The sequence below is a fragment of the Cellulophaga sp. 20_2_10 genome (genome assembly GCF_023476645.1).
GTDB lineage: Bacteria > Bacteroidota > Bacteroidia > Flavobacteriales > Flavobacteriaceae > Cellulophaga.
Genome location: NZ_JAMCOJ010000007.1, coordinates 34,769 through 53,380, shown reverse-complemented (window position 1 = coordinate 53,380; position 18,612 = coordinate 34,769). Strand labels below are relative to the sequence as shown.

The following is an 18,612-nucleotide window of genomic DNA, read 5'->3' as shown; positions in this document are numbered from 1 at the left end:
GCAAAATTATTAGATGAACTACAGGTAGTTAACCCGTTTTTGTTGTGAAAGTCGCTTTTCTTGTGGTTTAGCTAATTCACTTACATCTATTAATTTACCCTACAAATCTTCTAAATTTAAAGTTAAGTCTTCCCAAGAAGTCATTAGTTGTTTTAATTTCTTCTTTTTCGCTTCATATTTACTAAAGAAATCTGCTTCAGCAATGGTTGCTTCATACTCCAATAAAAGGCCTTGATCTATCTTCTTAATTTCACTTTCTAAAGAAGAAATTTCACTTTCTACGTTACTAAGTTTATTTTTTAAAGCTTTTATTTTTTTCTGATCTTTGTAATCAACCTTTTTATCTTCTTCTTTCTTAACCTCTTTTTTAACTTTAGTTTTTTTCTCTATTGCTCTAAAGTTTTCTGCTTTACGTTGGTTTAAGTAATAATCTATATCACCTAAATACTCTCTAATTTTTTGATCTTTAAACTCGTATACCTTATTGGTTAAACCTTGTAAAAAGTCTCTATCATGCGATACAAGAATTAATGTACCTTCAAAATTCTGCAAAGCTTGCTTTAAAACATTTTTAGATTTTATATCTAAGTGGTTGGTAGGCTCATCCATTACCAACACATTTAAAGGCTGCAATAACATTTTAGCTAGCGCCAAACGGTTACGCTCACCACCTGACAATACTCTTACGTATTTATCTACATCGTCTCCTCTAAACAAAAAAGAACCTAATATATCTCTAACCTTACTTCTATTTGTTTCGTTAGCAGCATCTATCATCGTATCTAATATGGTTTTTGTACCATCTAAATACTCCGCTTGGTTTTGTGCAAAATATCCTATTTGCACATTATGTCCTAATTTTAAGTGACCTGTATACTCTATATCACCCACCATTATTTTGGCTAAAGTAGATTTACCTTGCCCGTTTTGACCAACAAAAGCTGTTTTGCTATCGCGCTCAATTAATAAATCTATATTATTTAAGACTTTTTTATCGCCATAGTTTTTAGATAAATCTTCTATCTCAGCAATAATTTTACCTGGTGTTATAGAGATAGGAAAACGTAGATTCATAACACTATTGTCATCTTCATCTACTTCTATCCTGTCTATTTTATCTAGCTTTTTAATTAGAGATTGCGCCATAGTTGCTTTAGATGCTTTTGCTCTAAACTTCTCTATTAACTTCTCTGTTTGCTGTATTTGCTTTTCTTGATTTTTTTGTGCGCTTAACTGTTGTGTCTTTAACTCGTTACGTTGCACTAAGTATTCTGAATACGGTTTATTGTAATCGTAAATTCGACCTAAAGAAATTTCTATTGTTCTGTTGGTTACATTATCTAAAAACATTTTATCATGCGATACTATAACCACAGCTCCTGTGTACCCTTTTAAAAATTGCTCTAACCATATTATAGATTCTATATCTAAGTGGTTGGTAGGCTCATCTAACAACAATACATCGTTGGTTTGTAGTAAAAGCTTTGCTAGCTCTATACGCATACGCCATCCGCCAGAAAAAGTCTCTGTCTTTTTATCAAAATCTTCCCTGCTAAAACCTAATCCTTGTAAAACTTTTTCTGTTTCACCTTGGTAGTTGTAACCTCCTAAAATTTCGTAATGATGTGTTATATCATTTAAATCTATAATAAGCTGACTGTAACTTTCACTTTCGTAATCTGTACGTTCTGCTAATTGATGATTTATTTCATCTAACTTTTGCTCTAATGATTTAATTTCTTCAAAGGCTTGGTAAGACTCGTCTAAAACAGATCTACCTTCTACAAAGTCTATATCTTGTTTTAAAAAACCAATTTTTACATCTTTATCTGATGCAATTATGCCGCTATCTATTGGCATTTCTTTAGACAACAGTTTTAACAACGTAGACTTCCCTGCGCCATTTTTTCCGATAAGTCCAACTCGGTTTCCCGGGTTTAATCTAAAAGAAATTTCTTCGAATAAAAATTCTCCGCCAAATGAGACAGATAAATTGTGAATATTAAGCATAAAATGTGACTAATGTTACAGATGAAAATTATAGAAAATTGTATTTTTGTAAAAACTTTTTGCAAATGTTAAAAAAAGGAAACAAACTCAGCAGTATTTTAACAGGAACTTGTCCAAAATGTCAATTAGAGAATATGTATAAGGATAAAAACCCTTATCATTTGTCCAATGTGTATGACATGCACGAGCGTTGTTCTCATTGCAACACCAAATATCAAATGGAGCCTTCCTTTTTTTACGGAGCAATGTATGTAAGTTATGGTGTTGGTATTGCATTTGCTGTTGCTGCTTTTTTTATCTCTTTTATTCTTATAGAAACTAGTCTTCTAATTAGTTTTATTTGCATAGTAGCAACTTTAGTTGGTTTTATGCCTGTAATTATGAGACTGTCTCGTAATATTTGGATAAATATGTTTATTCATTATGACAAAAATGCTGCCGAAAAATTTAAGAAACAGACTTAAGATACCTTTTTATAAAACGCTTACAGTCTATTTCTGACCTTAACGGTTCCTTATTCTCTATAAAATTATACAATTGTTGGGCAGCATATGGCCCAGCCATAACTCCTCTAGATCCAAAACCATTTAAAACATACATATTTTTGTGTTTAGGATGTTCGCCTACCAATGGTTTACGATCTGCAACTGTTGGCCGAACTCCTGCTTTGTGGTCTACCACCTCATAATCACATTTTAAAAATGTATTTAACTTGGTTAAAAGCTCTTCTTTAGCAGCAGTAGATACTATATTTGTTTTATCGTCTCTATTGTAAGTTGCACCAACTCTATACAAATGGTTCCCCATAGGAATAATAAACACAGATGATTTTACAACCTTATCTTCGTTTAAATCTGGAGCTTTTATAGTTAATAACTCTCCTTTTGTACCATTAAGGGGTAAATAATTAAAGAATGGATTACTTTTTAATCCAAAACCTGTTGCAAATATAATATTAGTGGCAGCAATACCTTTATAAAAAACACTATTTTCTTTAATCTCTAATGCAGAAAAATCAAAGGTTTCTTCCTGTAAAACACCTTTATCTATTAGGTAGTTTTTATAGGTTGACAAAAGTTTCTTTGTATCAATTCTCCCGGTATCTAAAACCTTTCCGTATCCAAAAGGCGCATCTATGTTGTCGTTATTATTTTGAAGAATTTTAGGTGATAAAAAATAATGAAGATTTGGCTTGTCTAAAGCTTCAAACCACATATTTTGCTCTTCTACAGATGCAAATCTACGCACTACAGGTATTTTATAATCTAGCTGTACTTGTAGTTTTTCTTCTAAACCTTTATAAAATGGTAAAGCTAGGTCTAATTGTTCTTTAGCGTTCCAAGCTAGTGTAAATCGTTTTAAAATAACAGGGTTATATAATCCGCCAGCAACTACAGAAGATGTCTGTGAGCTATCTACAACAACTTTAAAACTCTTATTGTTCTGCTCTAGAGTTTCACAAAAAGAAATACCAGCCAAACCAAGGCCTACAACTAAATAATCTACCATATGGCAAAAATAGATAAAGTAGCTTAATTTATAGCATAAAAAAACTCCCTAGGATAAAAATCCTAGGGAGTCTGCTTATATTATTGAATTGGAATTCTAAAGCATATTTAATAGCTCCACATATCTTGTTCTCTGTCTCTAATAACCTCTTTGATTCTTTTAGATTCTAGCAACTGGAACAATGCATTATCCGAGATGTAATCTTTAATTTTACGATCTCCGTGTACATTTTCTTCTTTGTAAATTACTGCCTGAAATCTTCTAGAGTTCAACAACATATCAAAAGAAATTGGACTTGCAGAGTTTCTTTGGTTAAAAACTTTGGCTGTGTGTAATATTTCTCTAGCATCTGGATACCATACCCAGAAAAGAGGAATTTTGTTACCATCCATCTCTACAGAATCATCATCTATAAAGTTAACATCTGGTGCTACTGGAGCAATACCTAACAAACGGTATTTTAATTCACCTTGTCTTTTATCAAAATACCACATTCCTTTAATTAGGTATTCTTCTAAATCCGCAGCTACTAAATCTCTTTTGTTAATGTACTCTTCAGATACTGTTTCACCAGCGTTGTACTGATCGTAACCGTAATCTGTAGTATCTATTTTTTGCATAGACGCTTTAAGATCACTTAATTTTCTTTTTTCTGTGAAATAAGAATCTGCATAAACTTCTAAATCACCACTCTTAATAGCTTTCATTAAAACATGGTATAAAGATCTTCTGTCTTTACCTATGTCTATAGTATCTATTGGGTAATATAAAGGAAAATTTACACGCTCATCTAAATCTATAACTTCCCATATAGTAGTAGACCATAAAACATCTCTGTCGTCTACATAACCATATCTTAATGGTCCGTCATTATCTTTTTTAATTTGTGCTTCGGTTTTTATTCCGATTTCATCAGGGTTTTTGGCATTCAATACATTTGATTGCGCCATAGCAGATAATGAAGACACTGCCATAAATCCTACTACTAAAATGTTTTTCCAATTCATCATTTAAATAATTTTATTTTGAAGCTATAAGTAAGTTGCCATTTTGCAACAGCAACTTACTGTTTAGTTTCATTTATTCTAGTTTGTAATTTCTACAAGTACACTAGAAACTTTCTTTAATCTGTAACTCTTGTTATTTGTAATATAAGCTTGGATATTAAATATCTGAACCATATCACCTCTTTTTGCTCTTTTTAATGCAGATTTAGCTCTTCCGTCTAATTTTCTACCATTAACTCTTATTGTTGGTTGCCCAGGAACTTTAAAGCTGAATCCGCTAACTCCAATGTTTAAATCGAAATCGAAATCATCTAATATTGCACCTATTGTAGACACTTCTAAGTTTGCACGTGGCATTTTAACGCTACCAGTTTCTCCTCTAATAGAACCTGTTGGACTTGGAATATCTTTAATTCTGAAGTCAGAAGAAGAACTAACCGGCTTACCATCAGGCAATGTACCAGAAGCTGTAATCTTAACTGTTCTACCAGAACCTGGCGTCATAACATATTTACTACCACTTACCGGCTTTAAACCTGGAGCAGAAGCTCTTACTTTATTGTTTGGTATACCTGGTATAGATATTGTCATTGGATTAGGAACACCACGATAAACAACGTTCATCTTATCTGCTGCAATTAAAGCTGCACTTGGCTTAGAAATAGTTGCGAATGAATTGTTCACCTCAACTGGAACCTCTGTACCATCTTGCATAAAGAAAAGTGTACCAGCAACTACGTGATCTCCAGGATTACCAGCGCTAATTAACATTTTTACTCCACCTGCTTCAAGCTTGTAATCTGTATTTTCTTTTAATTTTCTACCATCTAAAGTTAATTCTGCTCTAATTGGAGTAGAAGAATTATCAGTTTTACTAATAACTATTTTACCATCGTAAGCTTCTCCTGAGTAGAATGCTGTTTTAGATCCAAAAAGAGAAGTTTTAAAGTTCTTTAAAGAAACTTGATCAGTTAAGTTACCTTCTAACATTGCTTTTAAAGCATCTTCTTCTGTAGACTTAATATCAGATTGTAAAGCAGTAATCTTAGTTAAAGAAGCTATTAAAGGAAAACTTTCATACTGGTAATTAATCCAATCTTGTTTTGTTTTGTCTTTCTTTACTACTTTACCATTAGCATCACCAGTTTCAAACCTAGCAACAACTGCTCCTTTTAATCTTTCTGGTACTAATTGAGCTATTTGAGAACGGTAATCTGTAATTCTTTTCATGAATTCTTTACCACCTTCTGCTAAATTATCTCCACTAAAGAATTTCTGATCTAAATAATCTGACTTATCCATTACCTGGTAGTCTGTTGGATCTTCAACTCCTTTAGTCATCTCAGCTTTAAGACCTTCTAAATAGTCATAATACTCTTGAGATAACTGTTGTACTTTTTGAGCATTTTTGTAATCCTTAGCATATTTAGCCGCATCTTCTGAAGCCTTAGTTCCAAGACTTTCTAAGAAAGCCATGTTATTATCTGTTGATTTCTTGTTAGAAACTTCCATCTTCTCATTCATTAATCCGAATGCCGCTAGAACTTCTTTACTCATATTTAACGCCAGCATACAAATGAACACTAAGTACATTAAGTTTACCATTTTCTGACGTGGTGACTGTTTTCCTCCTGCCATGTTTTCTACTAAATTTTAGTTAATAATTAGATTTGGGGTTATTAGTATTAACTAATTAGTTTTTGCTCATTGCAGATAACATACCTCCGTAAACTCCGTTTAACGAAGATAAATTTGTCGCTAAAGATTCCATTTGATCTTTTAATGCTGAAGAGTTTTGTACTACTTCTTCATTAATAGATGCTTGTCTACTAGCACTTTCTAATTGTACTTTGTATAAGCTATTTAAAGATTCCATTTGTGAAGCAGCTTGTACCATTTCATCAGAATATTTTCTTGTAGATTCCATTGCATCAACTGTTGGTGCAATTCCTTTAGCAGCTCCTTCAAAGTTCTTAATGCTACTTCCTAAGCTTCCCATTAATTCTGCATCTACACCTGCTTCTTTTAACATAGAATCTAATTTCTTAGATAAAGATGCTTCTGCTTCTTTTACTTCTAAACTATCATTTTTCTTTTTAACTGATGTTTCACCACCTGCTAATTCTGGATATACTAGAGACCAGTCTAATTCGTCATCTAGAGGTTCAAATGCACTAATTGCAAAAATAAGTGCCTCTGTAATAAGACCAATTGCAAGTAAAACACCACCGTTTAAAGGTCCAAGTTCCCAGTGAAGAATTTTGAATAACGCTCCAATAATAACGATCGACGCTCCTAGGCCATAGGCCATATTAAATAATTTCTTTGTTGATTTTGATTGTGCCATAATTTAAATTTTAATTTGGGTTTATTAATTATAAGTATTTAGGGTTAAATTTATTCGGTTAATTAATCGGTAGAATCTTCTTCTCCCATGTAATCTTGTACAGTTCTAAAGCCAATATAACTACGAGCTGAATCTCTGTATTCGTAATCTCTTGTAGATACTTGTAAGAAGTAAGCAACATCTTTCCAAGAACCACCACGTATTACTCTTCTTGCGTTACCACTATCTCCTCCGTTAGGATTCATTGTAGAAACAAAATCGTAAGTACTTGGATCGTAGCTAGAGCTTGTCCATTCAGACACGTTACCAGCCATATTATACAAGTTAAAGTCGTTAGGCTCATAAGCTTTAGCCTCTACTGTATATAATGCTGCATCTGCAGCGTAATCTCCTCTTTGTGGTTTAAAGTTTGCCATGTAGCAACCTGTATCACTAATTACATAAGGACCACCCCAAGGATACATACCACTTTCGATACCACCTCTTGCAGCATATTCCCATTCTGCTTCTGTTGGCAATCTAAATTTATTTACTGGTTGTTTACCTCTACTTTTTTGGTCGTCATTCTTTAATTTTGTTCTCCAGTTACAAAAAGCCGTTGCTTGGTCCCAAGTAACACCTACTACAGGGTACTCACTATAAGCATCATGCCAAAAATAATCGTTGTGCATTGGCTCATTATAAGAGTATTCAAAATCTTTAATCCAAACAGTAGTATCTGGATAAATAGGCAATTCTGTTTGCTTAATAAAATCTTTTCTACTTCCTGTCTTAGACCTAGCAGCTGCATCTATATCCATCCAGCTATACTTATATTTAAGTTGCGTAACATCTATAGTACGTTGGCCATTGTATGCTTCATCTTCTGGGATATATAATTTATCCATAACTTCTACATAGTACTCATCTGGATATTCTGATGTGTTCCAAACAAGATCTTCATCTTTATTTAGAGCTCTACCTTCATATCCTAATGGGCCACCACCTCCGTAGTTATCCATCATATATTTATCATACTCAGACATTTTAGTTGTATCTGCATCTTTAAACGCGTACTCACCAATACCACCATCTTCTGGGCTTAAGCCTAACTCATCTGCTAATATTGCCAATTTAGTTCTTGTAATAGAATCTTTAACCCATTCTACAAACTGACGATACTCACTATTTGTTATTTCAGTATCATCCATATAAAAAGAAGTTACTGTAACTGTTTTAGTAGGCGCGTTTAAAACCTGCGCTTGGTCTTCTTCTGACTTACCCATGATAAAAGACCCTCTAGGGATCAATTCCATTCCGTAAGGTTTTTCCGGATACCATTTTTTTCCTTGGGCTCCTACCAATTCTCCTTTTGTCCCTGACTTACCGCAACTGCCAAGTAAAAGAACAAATCCCATGGACATTAACAATAGTTTCTTCATAATTATAGGTTAAATTTCGATTTAAGATATTTAGTTCTTAATCACATATATTCATTCATTAAAACTGTGTTTTAGATGAAATATTGTATTAAGACACGTTATTTACAGTAATTTTTTAATTAAGTCCTTTTTTAAAAGCTTTAAACCACCTTTCAGGTATATTTTGGTTTGTAGCCTCAACATAATCCGCCTTGGTGCAGGGTAATAACGCAGGCATTTCGTTTTTATTATATGAATTTAAAATAGATGGTACTTCTACCCACCATCTTTCTGTTAAATTACTTTTATAAAAAACTAGTTCTTCTAAGTCCGAAGGAACTATATACTTTGTAAACGCTTCTTTATTTAAATAAGGCAACTCTTGTACTCTAAAGTTATAGCCCTCTATAAAGTACCATATTATCTGGGCTATGAGCTGAAAAGACTGGTTAGAGTTCTCACTTTCAAACACACCAAAAACAGCTAATTTCTCGCTTATTCCTGCGTATCTAGCAATAGCACAAATTTCTCTTCCAGTAAATCCGTTTGGTGAAAAATTATTTAACATCCCCATTTCACTAGCTCGTATGGCCCGTGCATCTAAACTAACAATATGTGCATTTCGTAGAAGAGGCTCTACTAATGTAATGTCTGATGTTACTTCTCCTAACCTGTATGCATCAAAAAAAAGACGCTGCATTAAGTCTATTTCTTCTTGAGAGTTAAAATAACTTTGATACCCAATGTTTGAGAAATTAAAAAGATTATTTGGTTGGTCTGTTATAATCTTACTCATGTAAGAGTTAGATGATATAAGCTCTTCTTGGTCTCCAAAATCAAAACGATTATCTATGTTTACTAGATTAATCATATTTCTGAGTCCGTCAAATGCTCTATAACAAGGATAAGTTAAATCTTGTGTTGGACCAATTACTATAGGTAGTATATCTTCTTCTATAAGTGAAGCTACAATTTCTTTTACTACATAATAAGTATCACTAACACTTTCTCCTGGTTCTACGTCTCCTAAATCTAGAACGGTAGAGTTCCAATTACCTACCATTAATTTATAAAGTTCCAGTCTAACTCCTGAGATATCTAACGCTTCTGCTTTTTTCTCGTAAGCATTTCTAGATTCGTTAACACCAATAATAGCTATGGAAGCCATAGCTAATACTGGTAAACCATCTTTTTTTGTGTGCTTGTGTATTTTCTTTCCTAATGATTGCGACGGTAGAAGCTCACAATGAGCTATTACTTTATCTGCCACTGGAACCAAAAATTCGAACGCCATATTTATTTACTTCTTTGTCTTTGGTTTTGCTTTCGCCTTTGCTTTTGCTTTAGGTTTGGCTTTTGCCTTTTTCTTTGGAGTTTTCTTCTCTATCATCGCCTGTGCTTCTTCTAGAGTAATTTTGGCAGCATCTACTGTTTTAGCTAATTCTACCTTTATTTTTCCTTTTAAGACATTGAATCTTCCCCATCTAGCTTTTTCTATACGTATACCCTCTTCTGGCCATTCTTGTATAAGCTTATCTATTTCCTTCTGCTTTTTAGCTTCTATAAGCTCTACAATATCTTCAAAAGAAAGCGTATCAAAATCGTACTTTTTATTTACGTTTATAAACATTCCGTTCCATTTTATAAATGGCCCAAAACGCCCAACACCTTTAGTTACTTCTAAATCTTCATAAGAAGCTACTGGTGCATCTGCTATTTGTTTTTCTTTTATTAACTCTATTGCTCTTTCTTTGGTTATATCTAAAGCGCTTTCGCCTTTTTCCATAGAAATAAACTTTTTACCAAACTTTACATAAGGTCCAAATCTACCTACGTTTGCAGATACTTCTTCTCCTTCGTATTCTCCTAAATCTCTTGGTAATTTAAAGAGTTCCATAGCCTCTTCAAAAGTTATAGAACCTAAAGAGTGCTCTGGCAATAAACTTGCAAACTCTGGTTTTTCTTCCTCTTCTGCCGTTCCTATTTGTACCATTGGTCCAAACCTACCTAAACGCACAGAGACTTGTCTTCCAGATTTTGGATCTGTTCCTAATATACGTTCGCCACTTGCTCTTTCTGCATTTTGCTCTACGTCTTCTACCTTAGGGTGAAAATCTTTGTAAAAGTTTTTCATTACTTTACTCCAATCCTCATCACCAGCAGCAATTTCATCAAAGTCTTCTTCTACTTTAGCAGTAAAGTTGTAATCTAGTATAGTTTCAAAATGACTTACTAAAAAGTCAGTCACAATCATCCCTATATCTGTAGGTACCATTTTACCTTTATCTGAACCAACCGTTTCTGTTAATCCTTTTTCGTTTACGCTACCAGCTTCTAAAACTAATTGAGTGTATTTTCTTTCTACTCCATCTATAGTTCCTTTTTCTACATACCCTCTATTTTGTATCGTAGAAATTGTTGGTGCATAGGTAGACGGTCTTCCTATTCCTAATTCTTCTAATTTTTTTACTAGAGATGCTTCAGTAAATCTATATGGTGCTCTAGAGAAGCGTTCTGTTGCAGTAATAAATCTGTTCTCTAGTGTTTCTCCAACTTTCATTGCAGGCAACATTCCTTCTTGCTCTTCTGTCTCTTCATCATCATGACCTTCTAAATAAACCTTTAGAAAACCATCAAATTTAATAACCTCACCGTTCGCAGTAAATTCTTCCTTGTGTTTATCTGCTTGTATTTTTACATTGGTACGCTCTAATTGCGCATCACTCATTTGCGATGCCAATGTACGTTTCCAAATAAGCTCGTATAATCTAGCTTGGTCTCTCTCTACAGAAGGAGACTGCTTTTTCATCTCTGTAGGTCTAATTGCTTCGTGAGCTTCTTGCGCCCCTTTTGTTTTACCTACAAAACTACGAACCTCACTATATTCTTTTCCATAACTTTCTACAATAGCTTCTTTTGCCGCATCTAGTGCTTCTTTAGACAAGTTTACACTATCTGTTCTCATATAGGTAATTAAACCTGCCTCGTACAAACGTTGTGCAACCTGCATTGTTTTACCAACAGAAAAGTACAACTTACGCGCTGCTTCTTGTTGTAAGGTTGATGTTGTAAAAGGTGCTGCTGGAGATTTCTTTGCTGGCTTTTTATCTAAGTTCGCTATAGAAAAATTAGCTCCTATATTTTTATTTAAGAAGTCTTCTGCTGTTTTTTTGCTAGAGAATGTTTTATTAATTTTTGCTGAAAAACTACTGCCTGATGCAGTTTTAAATTCTGCAACTACTCTAAATGATGCTTCTGGCGTAAAAGCTTCTATAGATCTTTCTCTCTCTACAATTAACCTAACCGCTACAGATTGTACACGACCTGCAGATAAGCCTGGCTTTATTTTTTTCCAAAGAACGGGAGACAACTCGTAACCAACCAACCTATCTAGCACTCTACGTGCCTGCTGTGCATTTACTAAGTTGTAATTAATTTCTCTCGGGTTCTCTATTGCCTTTTGTATGGCAGATTTTGTAATAGAGTTAAAAACAATTCTTCTTGTCTTAGATTTATCTAATTTTAATTCTTCAGCCAAATGCCAAGAAATAGCCTCACCCTCGCGATCCTCATCACTCGCAAGCCATATAATCTCTGCTTTGTCTGCTAAATCTTTAAGTTTTTTTACAAGTTTTTTCTTTTCGCTATCTACTATATATTTGGGCGTAAAGTTATTTTCTACATCTACCCCTAATTCTTTAGATGGCAAATCTGCTATGTGTCCAAAGCTCGATTCTACCTTATAATCTTTTCCTAAAAACTTCTCTATTGTTTTTGCTTTTGCAGGTGACTCTACAATTACTAAATTCTTCGCCATTTTATGGTTTTTGGTTGTACAAAAGTATAGCAATTTTTTTATTTAATACGTTATAAGGTAGAATCCAATAAAAAAAGACCGCTTTTAAGGGCGATCTTTAGTACATTTTAGCAACAAATTAATCTAGATTTAAGCTACTTAACAAGCTTATATTATTTTCTAAATATTTATATTGATACAATACATTATCGCCAACCATTAGTAAATTTTCTTCTCTTGGTATAACATCAAAAGTTACTATATCTTTAAAATGATTAATCTCTTTTAAATTAGTTACATCTGTTTTATCATAGACCTTTAATCCAGAATTACCATCGCACACAAAAAGCGTATTACCCTTTATTCCAAGCCCATAAGGACCATCTAATGCATATTTTTTTAGTAAAACGGGATTAGCAATTGTACTAATATCTATAATAAACAATCCGCTTTCTGTTGCTCCACAAGTATTACCACCACGTAAAGTTACATAAGCATAATCGCCATCTACTACAACAGGGTCGCAAGCTGTACCGTGCTGAAATTCCGAAACAAATGTTGGTGTTTGCGGTGTAGATATATCATATATATACATTCCACTTTTACTTCCTAAAAATAAATAATTGTCTTTATTAAAAATAGTCTCTATATCAAACCCAGCATATACATCTTCTAAATCTTTAGGGTTTTCTAAATCTTCTATATTAAAAACGTTAATTGAATGATTATCTACTGCGTATAAATAATCTTTTACAATTTTAAAACGAGCTAAAGATCCTCCTTGACCAACATTACCAACATCTGCGGTATTATTTAAAGCTCCATTTTCTAACCAATTAGTTGTTTCTTCTTTTAACCTACGCTCGGTCACCACTTCCCAACCTACTAAAATCTCATCTTGTGTAGTTGCATTTTCCCATTCGTAAATATCGGCTATTGGCCAAACAATATTATCTTGTAATACATTTTTTAACCTATTTACAAGCTTAATATTGTCTTTATTAGAGATATTAAAAACCAATAAATCTTTTAAACTATCTGCATACAAATAATTATCTTTAACAGAAATATCTACATTCCCTGCTATTTTAATAAAAGCTATTTTAACTGGGTTTTTTGGATTTTTGTTATCAATTACGTGTATTCCTTTGTATTTGTCGTTTATAAAAATATAATCGTTGTACGCATATATTTTACCCGACTCTTCAATAGGTTTTGGCGCAATAATTTGGCCACCACTCTCAAACTCAGACAAACTAATTTTAAGAGGTTTTGCTACTAAGTAATCTGCGTATTTACTATCATCTATATCTTCTGTACAACCTACAAGTGTTGTAACAAATATGAGTATTAAAATAAATTGTTTTTTCATTCTTATTATAGTTTAGTTGTTACAAACTAGATACAGAATAAAAACAAAGGTTGCGTAGGTTATTCAAAATCAGACATAAGAGATTTTAGTCTATCTTCTGTTTTATCTGTAAAGCCAACTCCATCTTTATAGGCGTAGTAAATTGAAACTCTAGAAAGCATTGCTGTAAAAAATATCCCTACAAAACAAAGCAGCACTCCTAATTGTGCTATAAAACCCAAAACAAGCAATAAACCAAATAATACCAACCAATTTTTGTTTCCTAAAGCAAAACTTGCCTTTACTATTTCTATCGCAGATAATTCTTCACCAAAAGCCAAAAACACAGGAAATAACGCTAGAGGAACTCCTAAATAAATTAAACCAAAACCACAAGTTAGCATACCTACTATGACTAACCCAATTGTTATTAATGCCAATATAAAAGCCTTACGTATGTATTCTTTTTTAAAATAAAAAAAATGTCCTTCTGCTGCTGTTAACTTCTCATCTTTAATTTTACATATTCTATAAAAACCAGCCATAAGCAATAAAGAAACCGTGCTAATACACACAAATATTATAGGCATTAACAACATCACAAAAAAAGGATATATAGCAGGTGGGTCTTGACTCTCAAATGCTACAGGATCTATTAAACCAAGTGCTATTAGAGGGATATACAAAATAACCAAAAGCACTAACGCTGATAACGCATTAAATAACAATGTTACAAAGCCCTGCATCCAAACAAGTTTAAACAACTCTATTGTTTTGCTAAAAAGAACACCAAAATCTAAAGGTGCTCTTAATTTTATTTTCTCTTCTACGCCGTAAAAATCCATTTCTGTTTATTTTGAGGCACAAAAATAAACTTAAGCTTGATTATATTACTAAAAAACTATTAAAATTAACTGTCATATTGTCACTTCTTTATATTTAGTACTATCTTTGCCTTTTATTAGTTAGCAGTAGATTTAGATATGGCAGAAGAGAAAGTTATAGACGAAGCAGTACAAGGAAATTCTTTAGCACTAGAGAACAAAAAAGACAACACACGTAAACTGTATATAGAAAGTTATGGGTGTGCTATGAACTTTTCAGATAGTGAAATTGTAGCTTCTATATTAGCAAAAGAAGGTTTTAACACCACACAAGTGCTAGAAGATGCAGATCTTGTATTAGTTAATACTTGCTCTATTAGAGAAAAAGCAGAACTTACTATTCGCAAACGTTTAGAAAAATTTAATGCAGTAAAAAGAACTAGACCACATTTAAAAGTTGGTGTTCTGGGCTGTATGGCAGAACGTTTAAAGAGTCAGTTTTTAGAAGAAGAAAAAATTGTGGATATGGTTGTAGGTCCAGATGCCTACAAAGATTTACCAAACCTTATAAAAGAGATAGATGAAGGCCGTAACGCTATAAACGTTATCCTATCTAAAGATGAAACTTACGGAGATGTTTCTCCCGTACGCTTAAACACAAACGGTATATCTGCATACGTATCTATTACTCGTGGCTGCGATAATATGTGTACATTTTGTGTTGTACCATTTACCCGTGGTAGAGAGCGCAGTAGAGAACCACAATCTATACTAGAAGAGGTTAACGATCTTTGGAACAAAGGTTACAAAGAGATTACACTTTTAGGACAAAATGTAGATAGTTACTTATGGTATGGTGGTGGCTTAAAAAAGGATTTTGGCGAAGCTACCGAAATGCAAAAAGCAACTGCTGTTAACTTTGCTACTTTATTAGAAATGACTGCTATTGCACAACCTGAAATGAGAATTCGTTTCTCTACTTCTAACCCTCAAGATTTAACTTTAGATGTAGTTAAAACTATGGCCAAGTACAATAATATTTGCAACCACATACATTTGCCTGTACAAAGTGGAAGCAATAGAATTTTAAAAGCGATGAACCGCTTACATACCAGAGAAGAATACTTTACACTAATAGATAATATTAGAAAAATTATTCCAGATTGTGCTATTTCTCAGGATATGATTGCTGGTTTCCCAACCGAAACCGAAGAAGATCATAAAGACACTTTATCCTTATTAGAATACGTAAAATACGATTTTGGCTACATGTATTCTTATTCTGAAAGACCTGGAACAATGGCTGCTCGTAAATTAGAAGACGATGTTCCTGAAGCTGATAAAAAAAGAAGGCTAGCAGAAATTATAGCATCTCAAAGAGAACATTCTGGTTATAGATTACAACAGCGATTAGGTAAAATTGATGAAGTTTTAATTGAAGGAGAATCTAAAAGATCTACAGCACATTGGAGAGGTAGAAACTCGCAAAATGCCGTAATTGTTTTCCCTAAAGAAGACAGTAAAATGGGCCAATTTGTACATGTAAAAGTTGAAGACTGCACCACAGGAACCCTTTTAGGTAGTATTGTAAAAAATTAAACAAAATGGAATCTGTACAAGCAATTAAGCAACGATTTGAGATTATTGGTAACGATACACAACTCAATAGAGCTATAGAAAAAGCAATACAAGTTGCTCCTACAGATATATCTGTATTGGTAACAGGTGAAAGTGGGGTTGGTAAAGAAGCAATACCAAAAATTATACACTCTTTATCTCACCGAAAGCACGCAAAATACATTGCTGTTAACTGTGGCGCAATACCTGAAGGCACAATAGACAGTGAACTATTTGGTCACGAAAAAGGCGCCTTTACAGGAGCTACAACCACAAGAAAAGGTTATTTTGAGGTGGCAGATGGTGGTACTATTTTTTTAGATGAAGTAGGCGAACTACCTCTTACAACACAAGTACGTCTGCTACGTGTATTAGAAAATGGTGAGTTTTTAAAAGTAGGATCTTCGCAACCACAAAAAACCAATGTACGTATTGTTGCTGCAACCAACGTACATATGTTTGATGCGATACAGAAAAATAGATTTAGAGAAGATTTATATTACAGATTAAGTACTGTAGAAATAAATCTTCCGCCTTTACGCGAACGTTTAGAAGATATTCACCTATTGTTCAGAAAATTTGCATCAGACTTTAGTCAAAAATATAAAATGCCAACTATACGCTTGTCTGAAGAAGCGGTACAGCTATTACAAAAATACCGTTGGGCAGGTAATATTAGACAATTGCGTAACGTAGCAGAACAAATATCTGTACTAGAGTCCGAACGTAACATATCTGCAACAACACTACACTCCTATCTACCAATTGGCGGCAACAAAAACCTACCCGCTGTTGTAAATAAAGAAAAAAAAGAGGGCGACTTTAGCAACGAAAGAGAAATTTTATACAAAGTTCTTTTTGATATGAAAGGAGACCTTAACGACCTTAAAAAGCTGACGCTAGAGTTAATGAAAAATAATGATAGCGAAAAGGTACAAGAGGAAAACGAACATCTAATTCAGAAAATATATGGAGACGATGATGACGAAGATTTTGAAGAAGCAGAAAGTGCAGCTTCAGAAATTCTACACTTACCCAATCCTAATAGAGAACGAGAAGAAATTATTTCTCCAACTGCACCACAAGATGACAAATACCATTTTGCCGAAGAAATAGAAGAGGAAGAAACCCTATCTTTACAAGACAAGGAAATAGAACTTATAAAAAAATCTTTAGAAAGAAACAGAGGAAAAAGAAAGGCTGCAGCTGCAGAACTAGGCATTTCTGAACGTACTTTATATAGAAAAATAAAACAGTTTGATTTATAGCAGATGAAAAACATAAAAAACATACTTGCATTACTTGTTATTGCTTTTACAATACAGGCATGCGGACTAAAAAGTGTTGGTTACAATTTTACAGGTGGTAGCGTTGGTGACGCAAAATCTTTTCAGGTAAGCTTTTTTCAAAACTATGCCTCGCAAAGCGCAGGTTCTACAGTAGAGCCAGGCTTAGACAGAGATTTCACTACCGCTCTACAAGATCTATTAAGTAGCCAAACAAGCCTTGGAATAACAAACTCTAACGCAGATTTGGTGTACGAAGGTGAAATTGTAGAATACAGAATTTCTCCTATGACTGCTACAGCCGCACAGACTGCAGCGCAGAACAGATTAACTATGGCCGTTAATGTACGTTTTTACAACAAAACAAAAGAGGATTCAGATTTTGAGCAACGTTTTTCATTTTTCTATGATTATCCAGCAAACTCTTTATTGGCTTCTGTAAAATCTGAAGCACATGCAGAACTTTTTGAGCGTATTACACAAGATATTTTTAGCAAATCTTTAGCAGACTGGTAGATTTATGAAAGTAACAGATTTTACATATTTATTACAAAAGCCAGAAAGCATTAGCTCTGTAGCAAAAATAAATCAGTTAGAAGAGATTATTACGGACTACCCCTATTTTCAGGCTGCACACGCTGTGCATTTAAAAGGTTTAAAAAACACAAATAACTTTAAGTATAATAATGCCCTAAAAATTACTGCTGCACATACTGCAAACAGAGATGTTTTATTCGATTTTATAACCTCTCCGGAATTTTTAGACAACTCCAATAAAGTTACTGCAATAACTGAGCTTGCAAAGCTCAAGGAAATAAATGTAACGTCTGAAGAAGTAGCATCTCCACCAAATATGCTAGAAGAAAGCACAGATAAACCTTTACCGCAAAATTTAGATGATGCAGAAAAAATCCTAAATGATGATCTCTTTGAAACAAAAGAGCCTGTTACTTTAGAAAAGGTAGAAGATGGTGAAGATGAAATTGAGGAGGAAGATGAAGAGGAAAAACCGCTTGAAGATAAAACCGAAAGCGAGAAACTAAATATTGGCGAACCTTTACATTTTACAAAAAAAGAAAAACACTCTTTTGCGCAGTGGTTAGAGCTGGCAAACCCTATAGGAGAAGAAGAACCAGAAGAAATTAAACTAGAAGAGCCACAAAAAACTGAAGAAAAAAGGCCTAGAAAAAGTACAAAGTTCGATCTTATAGACAAGTTTATAAAAAACAATCCTAAGATTTCGCCTGCTAAAAACATAGAAAAGAAAGTAGACATTTCTAACTCTGTAAAGCTAAATAAGGACGAACTAATGACCGAGACACTTGCAAAGGTTTATTTAGAACAAAAAAAATATAAAAAAGCAATACAAGCTTATAAGATTTTAAGTTTGAAATATCCAGAAAAAAGTAGTTTCTTTGCAAACCGAATAAAATCGGTACAAAAAATTCAAAAAGAAAACATATAA

Annotated in this window: 15 protein-coding genes; 5 read left to right on the top strand and 10 right to left on the bottom strand. The window is 33.4% G+C overall.

The features are described 5' to 3' along the window. Positions 1–99 precede the first annotated feature (99 nt). Positions 100–2,010: an ABC-F family ATP-binding cassette domain-containing protein gene (locus M4I21_RS13375; RefSeq protein ID WP_249559722.1), complete on the bottom strand. Its 1,911-nt coding sequence runs from the start codon at positions 2,008–2,010 to the stop codon at positions 100–102. Positions 2,011–2,075: 65 nt separating this feature from the next. Between M4I21_RS13375 and M4I21_RS13370 the strand changes: the two genes are divergently transcribed. After that, a complete protein-coding gene (locus M4I21_RS13370; RefSeq protein ID WP_249559720.1) occupies positions 2,076–2,474 on the top strand; it encodes a DUF983 domain-containing protein in 399 nt (132 codons plus the stop codon). Here M4I21_RS13370 and M4I21_RS13365 read toward each other — a convergent pair. The 9 genes from M4I21_RS13365 to M4I21_RS13325 form a co-directional block, all read right to left on the bottom strand. After that, positions 2,458–3,519: an NAD(P)/FAD-dependent oxidoreductase gene (locus M4I21_RS13365; protein ID WP_249559718.1), complete on the bottom strand. Its 1,062-nt coding sequence runs from the start codon at positions 3,517–3,519 to the stop codon at positions 2,458–2,460. The two genes, M4I21_RS13370 and M4I21_RS13365, sit on opposite strands and share 17 nt — an antisense overlap. A gap of 107 nt (positions 3,520–3,626) precedes the next feature. Next, the gene (gene porN, locus M4I21_RS13360) at positions 3,627–4,526 is read right to left on the bottom strand and encodes a type IX secretion system ring subunit PorN/GldN (protein WP_249559823.1); all 900 of its coding nucleotides are present in this window, start codon (positions 4,524–4,526) and stop codon (positions 3,627–3,629) included. A gap of 78 nt (positions 4,527–4,604) precedes the next feature. Continuing rightward, a complete protein-coding gene (gene porM / locus M4I21_RS13355) occupies positions 4,605–6,164 on the bottom strand; it encodes a type IX secretion system motor protein PorM/GldM (RefSeq protein ID WP_249559716.1) in 1,560 nt (519 codons plus the stop codon). A gap of 55 nt (positions 6,165–6,219) precedes the next feature. After that, complete coding sequence (gene porL, locus M4I21_RS13350) at positions 6,220–6,873, bottom strand: type IX secretion system motor protein PorL/GldL (RefSeq protein WP_072304623.1); 654 nt, start codon at positions 6,871–6,873, stop codon at positions 6,220–6,222. A 62-nt stretch (positions 6,874–6,935) separates the two neighbouring features. Then, positions 6,936–8,294 (bottom strand): T9SS ring complex lipoprotein PorK/GldK, encoded by a 1,359-nt coding sequence (gene porK / locus M4I21_RS13345; RefSeq protein WP_249559714.1) that lies wholly within the window; start codon positions 8,292–8,294, stop codon positions 6,936–6,938. A gap of 115 nt (positions 8,295–8,409) precedes the next feature. Then, positions 8,410–9,567: a formimidoylglutamase gene (locus M4I21_RS13340; protein WP_249559712.1), complete on the bottom strand. Its 1,158-nt coding sequence runs from the start codon at positions 9,565–9,567 to the stop codon at positions 8,410–8,412. Positions 9,568–9,573: 6 nt separating this feature from the next. Beyond that, on the bottom strand, positions 9,574–12,090 hold the full coding sequence (topA, locus tag M4I21_RS13335; protein ID WP_249559710.1) for a type I DNA topoisomerase: 2,517 nt from the start codon (positions 12,088–12,090) through the stop codon (positions 9,574–9,576). A gap of 118 nt (positions 12,091–12,208) precedes the next feature. Further along, positions 12,209–13,441, bottom strand: a complete 1,233-nt coding sequence (locus tag M4I21_RS13330) for an LVIVD repeat-containing protein (protein WP_249559709.1) — start codon at positions 13,439–13,441, stop codon at positions 12,209–12,211. Positions 13,442–13,500: 59 nt separating this feature from the next. Next, positions 13,501–14,265: a hypothetical protein gene (locus M4I21_RS13325; protein WP_249559707.1), complete on the bottom strand. Its 765-nt coding sequence runs from the start codon at positions 14,263–14,265 to the stop codon at positions 13,501–13,503. A gap of 138 nt (positions 14,266–14,403) precedes the next feature. Here M4I21_RS13325 and miaB point away from each other — a divergent pair, with 138 nt between their 5' ends. From miaB to M4I21_RS13305, 4 genes are read left to right on the top strand one after another with little or no spacing between them, the layout of a single operon-like run. Further along, positions 14,404–15,843 (top strand): tRNA (N6-isopentenyl adenosine(37)-C2)-methylthiotransferase MiaB, encoded by a 1,440-nt coding sequence (gene miaB, locus M4I21_RS13320; protein WP_249559705.1) that lies wholly within the window; start codon positions 14,404–14,406, stop codon positions 15,841–15,843. A 5-nt stretch (positions 15,844–15,848) separates the two neighbouring features. Then, on the top strand, positions 15,849–17,129 hold the full coding sequence (locus tag M4I21_RS13315; RefSeq protein WP_249559703.1) for a sigma-54 interaction domain-containing protein: 1,281 nt from the start codon (positions 15,849–15,851) through the stop codon (positions 17,127–17,129). A 3-nt stretch (positions 17,130–17,132) separates the two neighbouring features. Then, on the top strand, positions 17,133–17,663 hold the full coding sequence (gene lptE, locus M4I21_RS13310) for an LptE family protein (protein ID WP_249559701.1): 531 nt from the start codon (positions 17,133–17,135) through the stop codon (positions 17,661–17,663). A 4-nt stretch (positions 17,664–17,667) separates the two neighbouring features. Further along, positions 17,668–18,612, top strand: a complete 945-nt coding sequence (locus M4I21_RS13305) for a DUF8458 domain-containing protein (protein ID WP_249559699.1) — start codon at positions 17,668–17,670, stop codon at positions 18,610–18,612.

Bases quoted from the DNA above. Each gene is read 5' to 3' on its own strand.
- M4I21_RS13375 (WP_249559722.1), bottom strand. From the start codon at position 2,010: ATGCTTAATATTCACAATTTATCTGTCTCATTTGGCGGAGAATTTTTA.
- M4I21_RS13370 (WP_249559720.1), top strand. From the start codon at position 2,076: ATGTTAAAAAAAGGAAACAAACTCAGCAGTATTTTAACAGGAACTTGT.
- M4I21_RS13365 (WP_249559718.1), bottom strand. From the start codon at position 3,519: ATGGTAGATTATTTAGTTGTAGGCCTTGGTTTGGCTGGTATTTCTTTT.
- porN (WP_249559823.1), bottom strand. From the start codon at position 4,526: ATGAATTGGAAAAACATTTTAGTAGTAGGATTTATGGCAGTGTCTTCA.
- porM (WP_249559716.1), bottom strand. From the start codon at position 6,164: ATGGCAGGAGGAAAACAGTCACCACGTCAGAAAATGGTAAACTTAATG.
- porL (WP_072304623.1), bottom strand. From the start codon at position 6,873: ATGGCACAATCAAAATCAACAAAGAAATTATTTAATATGGCCTATGGC.
- porK (WP_249559714.1), bottom strand. From the start codon at position 8,294: ATGAAGAAACTATTGTTAATGTCCATGGGATTTGTTCTTTTACTTGGC.
- M4I21_RS13340 (WP_249559712.1), bottom strand. From the start codon at position 9,567: ATGGCGTTCGAATTTTTGGTTCCAGTGGCAGATAAAGTAATAGCTCAT.
- topA (WP_249559710.1), bottom strand. From the start codon at position 12,090: ATGGCGAAGAATTTAGTAATTGTAGAGTCACCTGCAAAAGCAAAAACA.
- M4I21_RS13330 (WP_249559709.1), bottom strand. From the start codon at position 13,441: ATGAAAAAACAATTTATTTTAATACTCATATTTGTTACAACACTTGTA.
- M4I21_RS13325 (WP_249559707.1), bottom strand. From the start codon at position 14,265: ATGGATTTTTACGGCGTAGAAGAGAAAATAAAATTAAGAGCACCTTTA.
- miaB (WP_249559705.1), top strand. From the start codon at position 14,404: ATGGCAGAAGAGAAAGTTATAGACGAAGCAGTACAAGGAAATTCTTTA.
- M4I21_RS13315 (WP_249559703.1), top strand. From the start codon at position 15,849: ATGGAATCTGTACAAGCAATTAAGCAACGATTTGAGATTATTGGTAAC.
- lptE (WP_249559701.1), top strand. From the start codon at position 17,133: ATGAAAAACATAAAAAACATACTTGCATTACTTGTTATTGCTTTTACA.
- M4I21_RS13305 (WP_249559699.1), top strand. From the start codon at position 17,668: ATGAAAGTAACAGATTTTACATATTTATTACAAAAGCCAGAAAGCATT.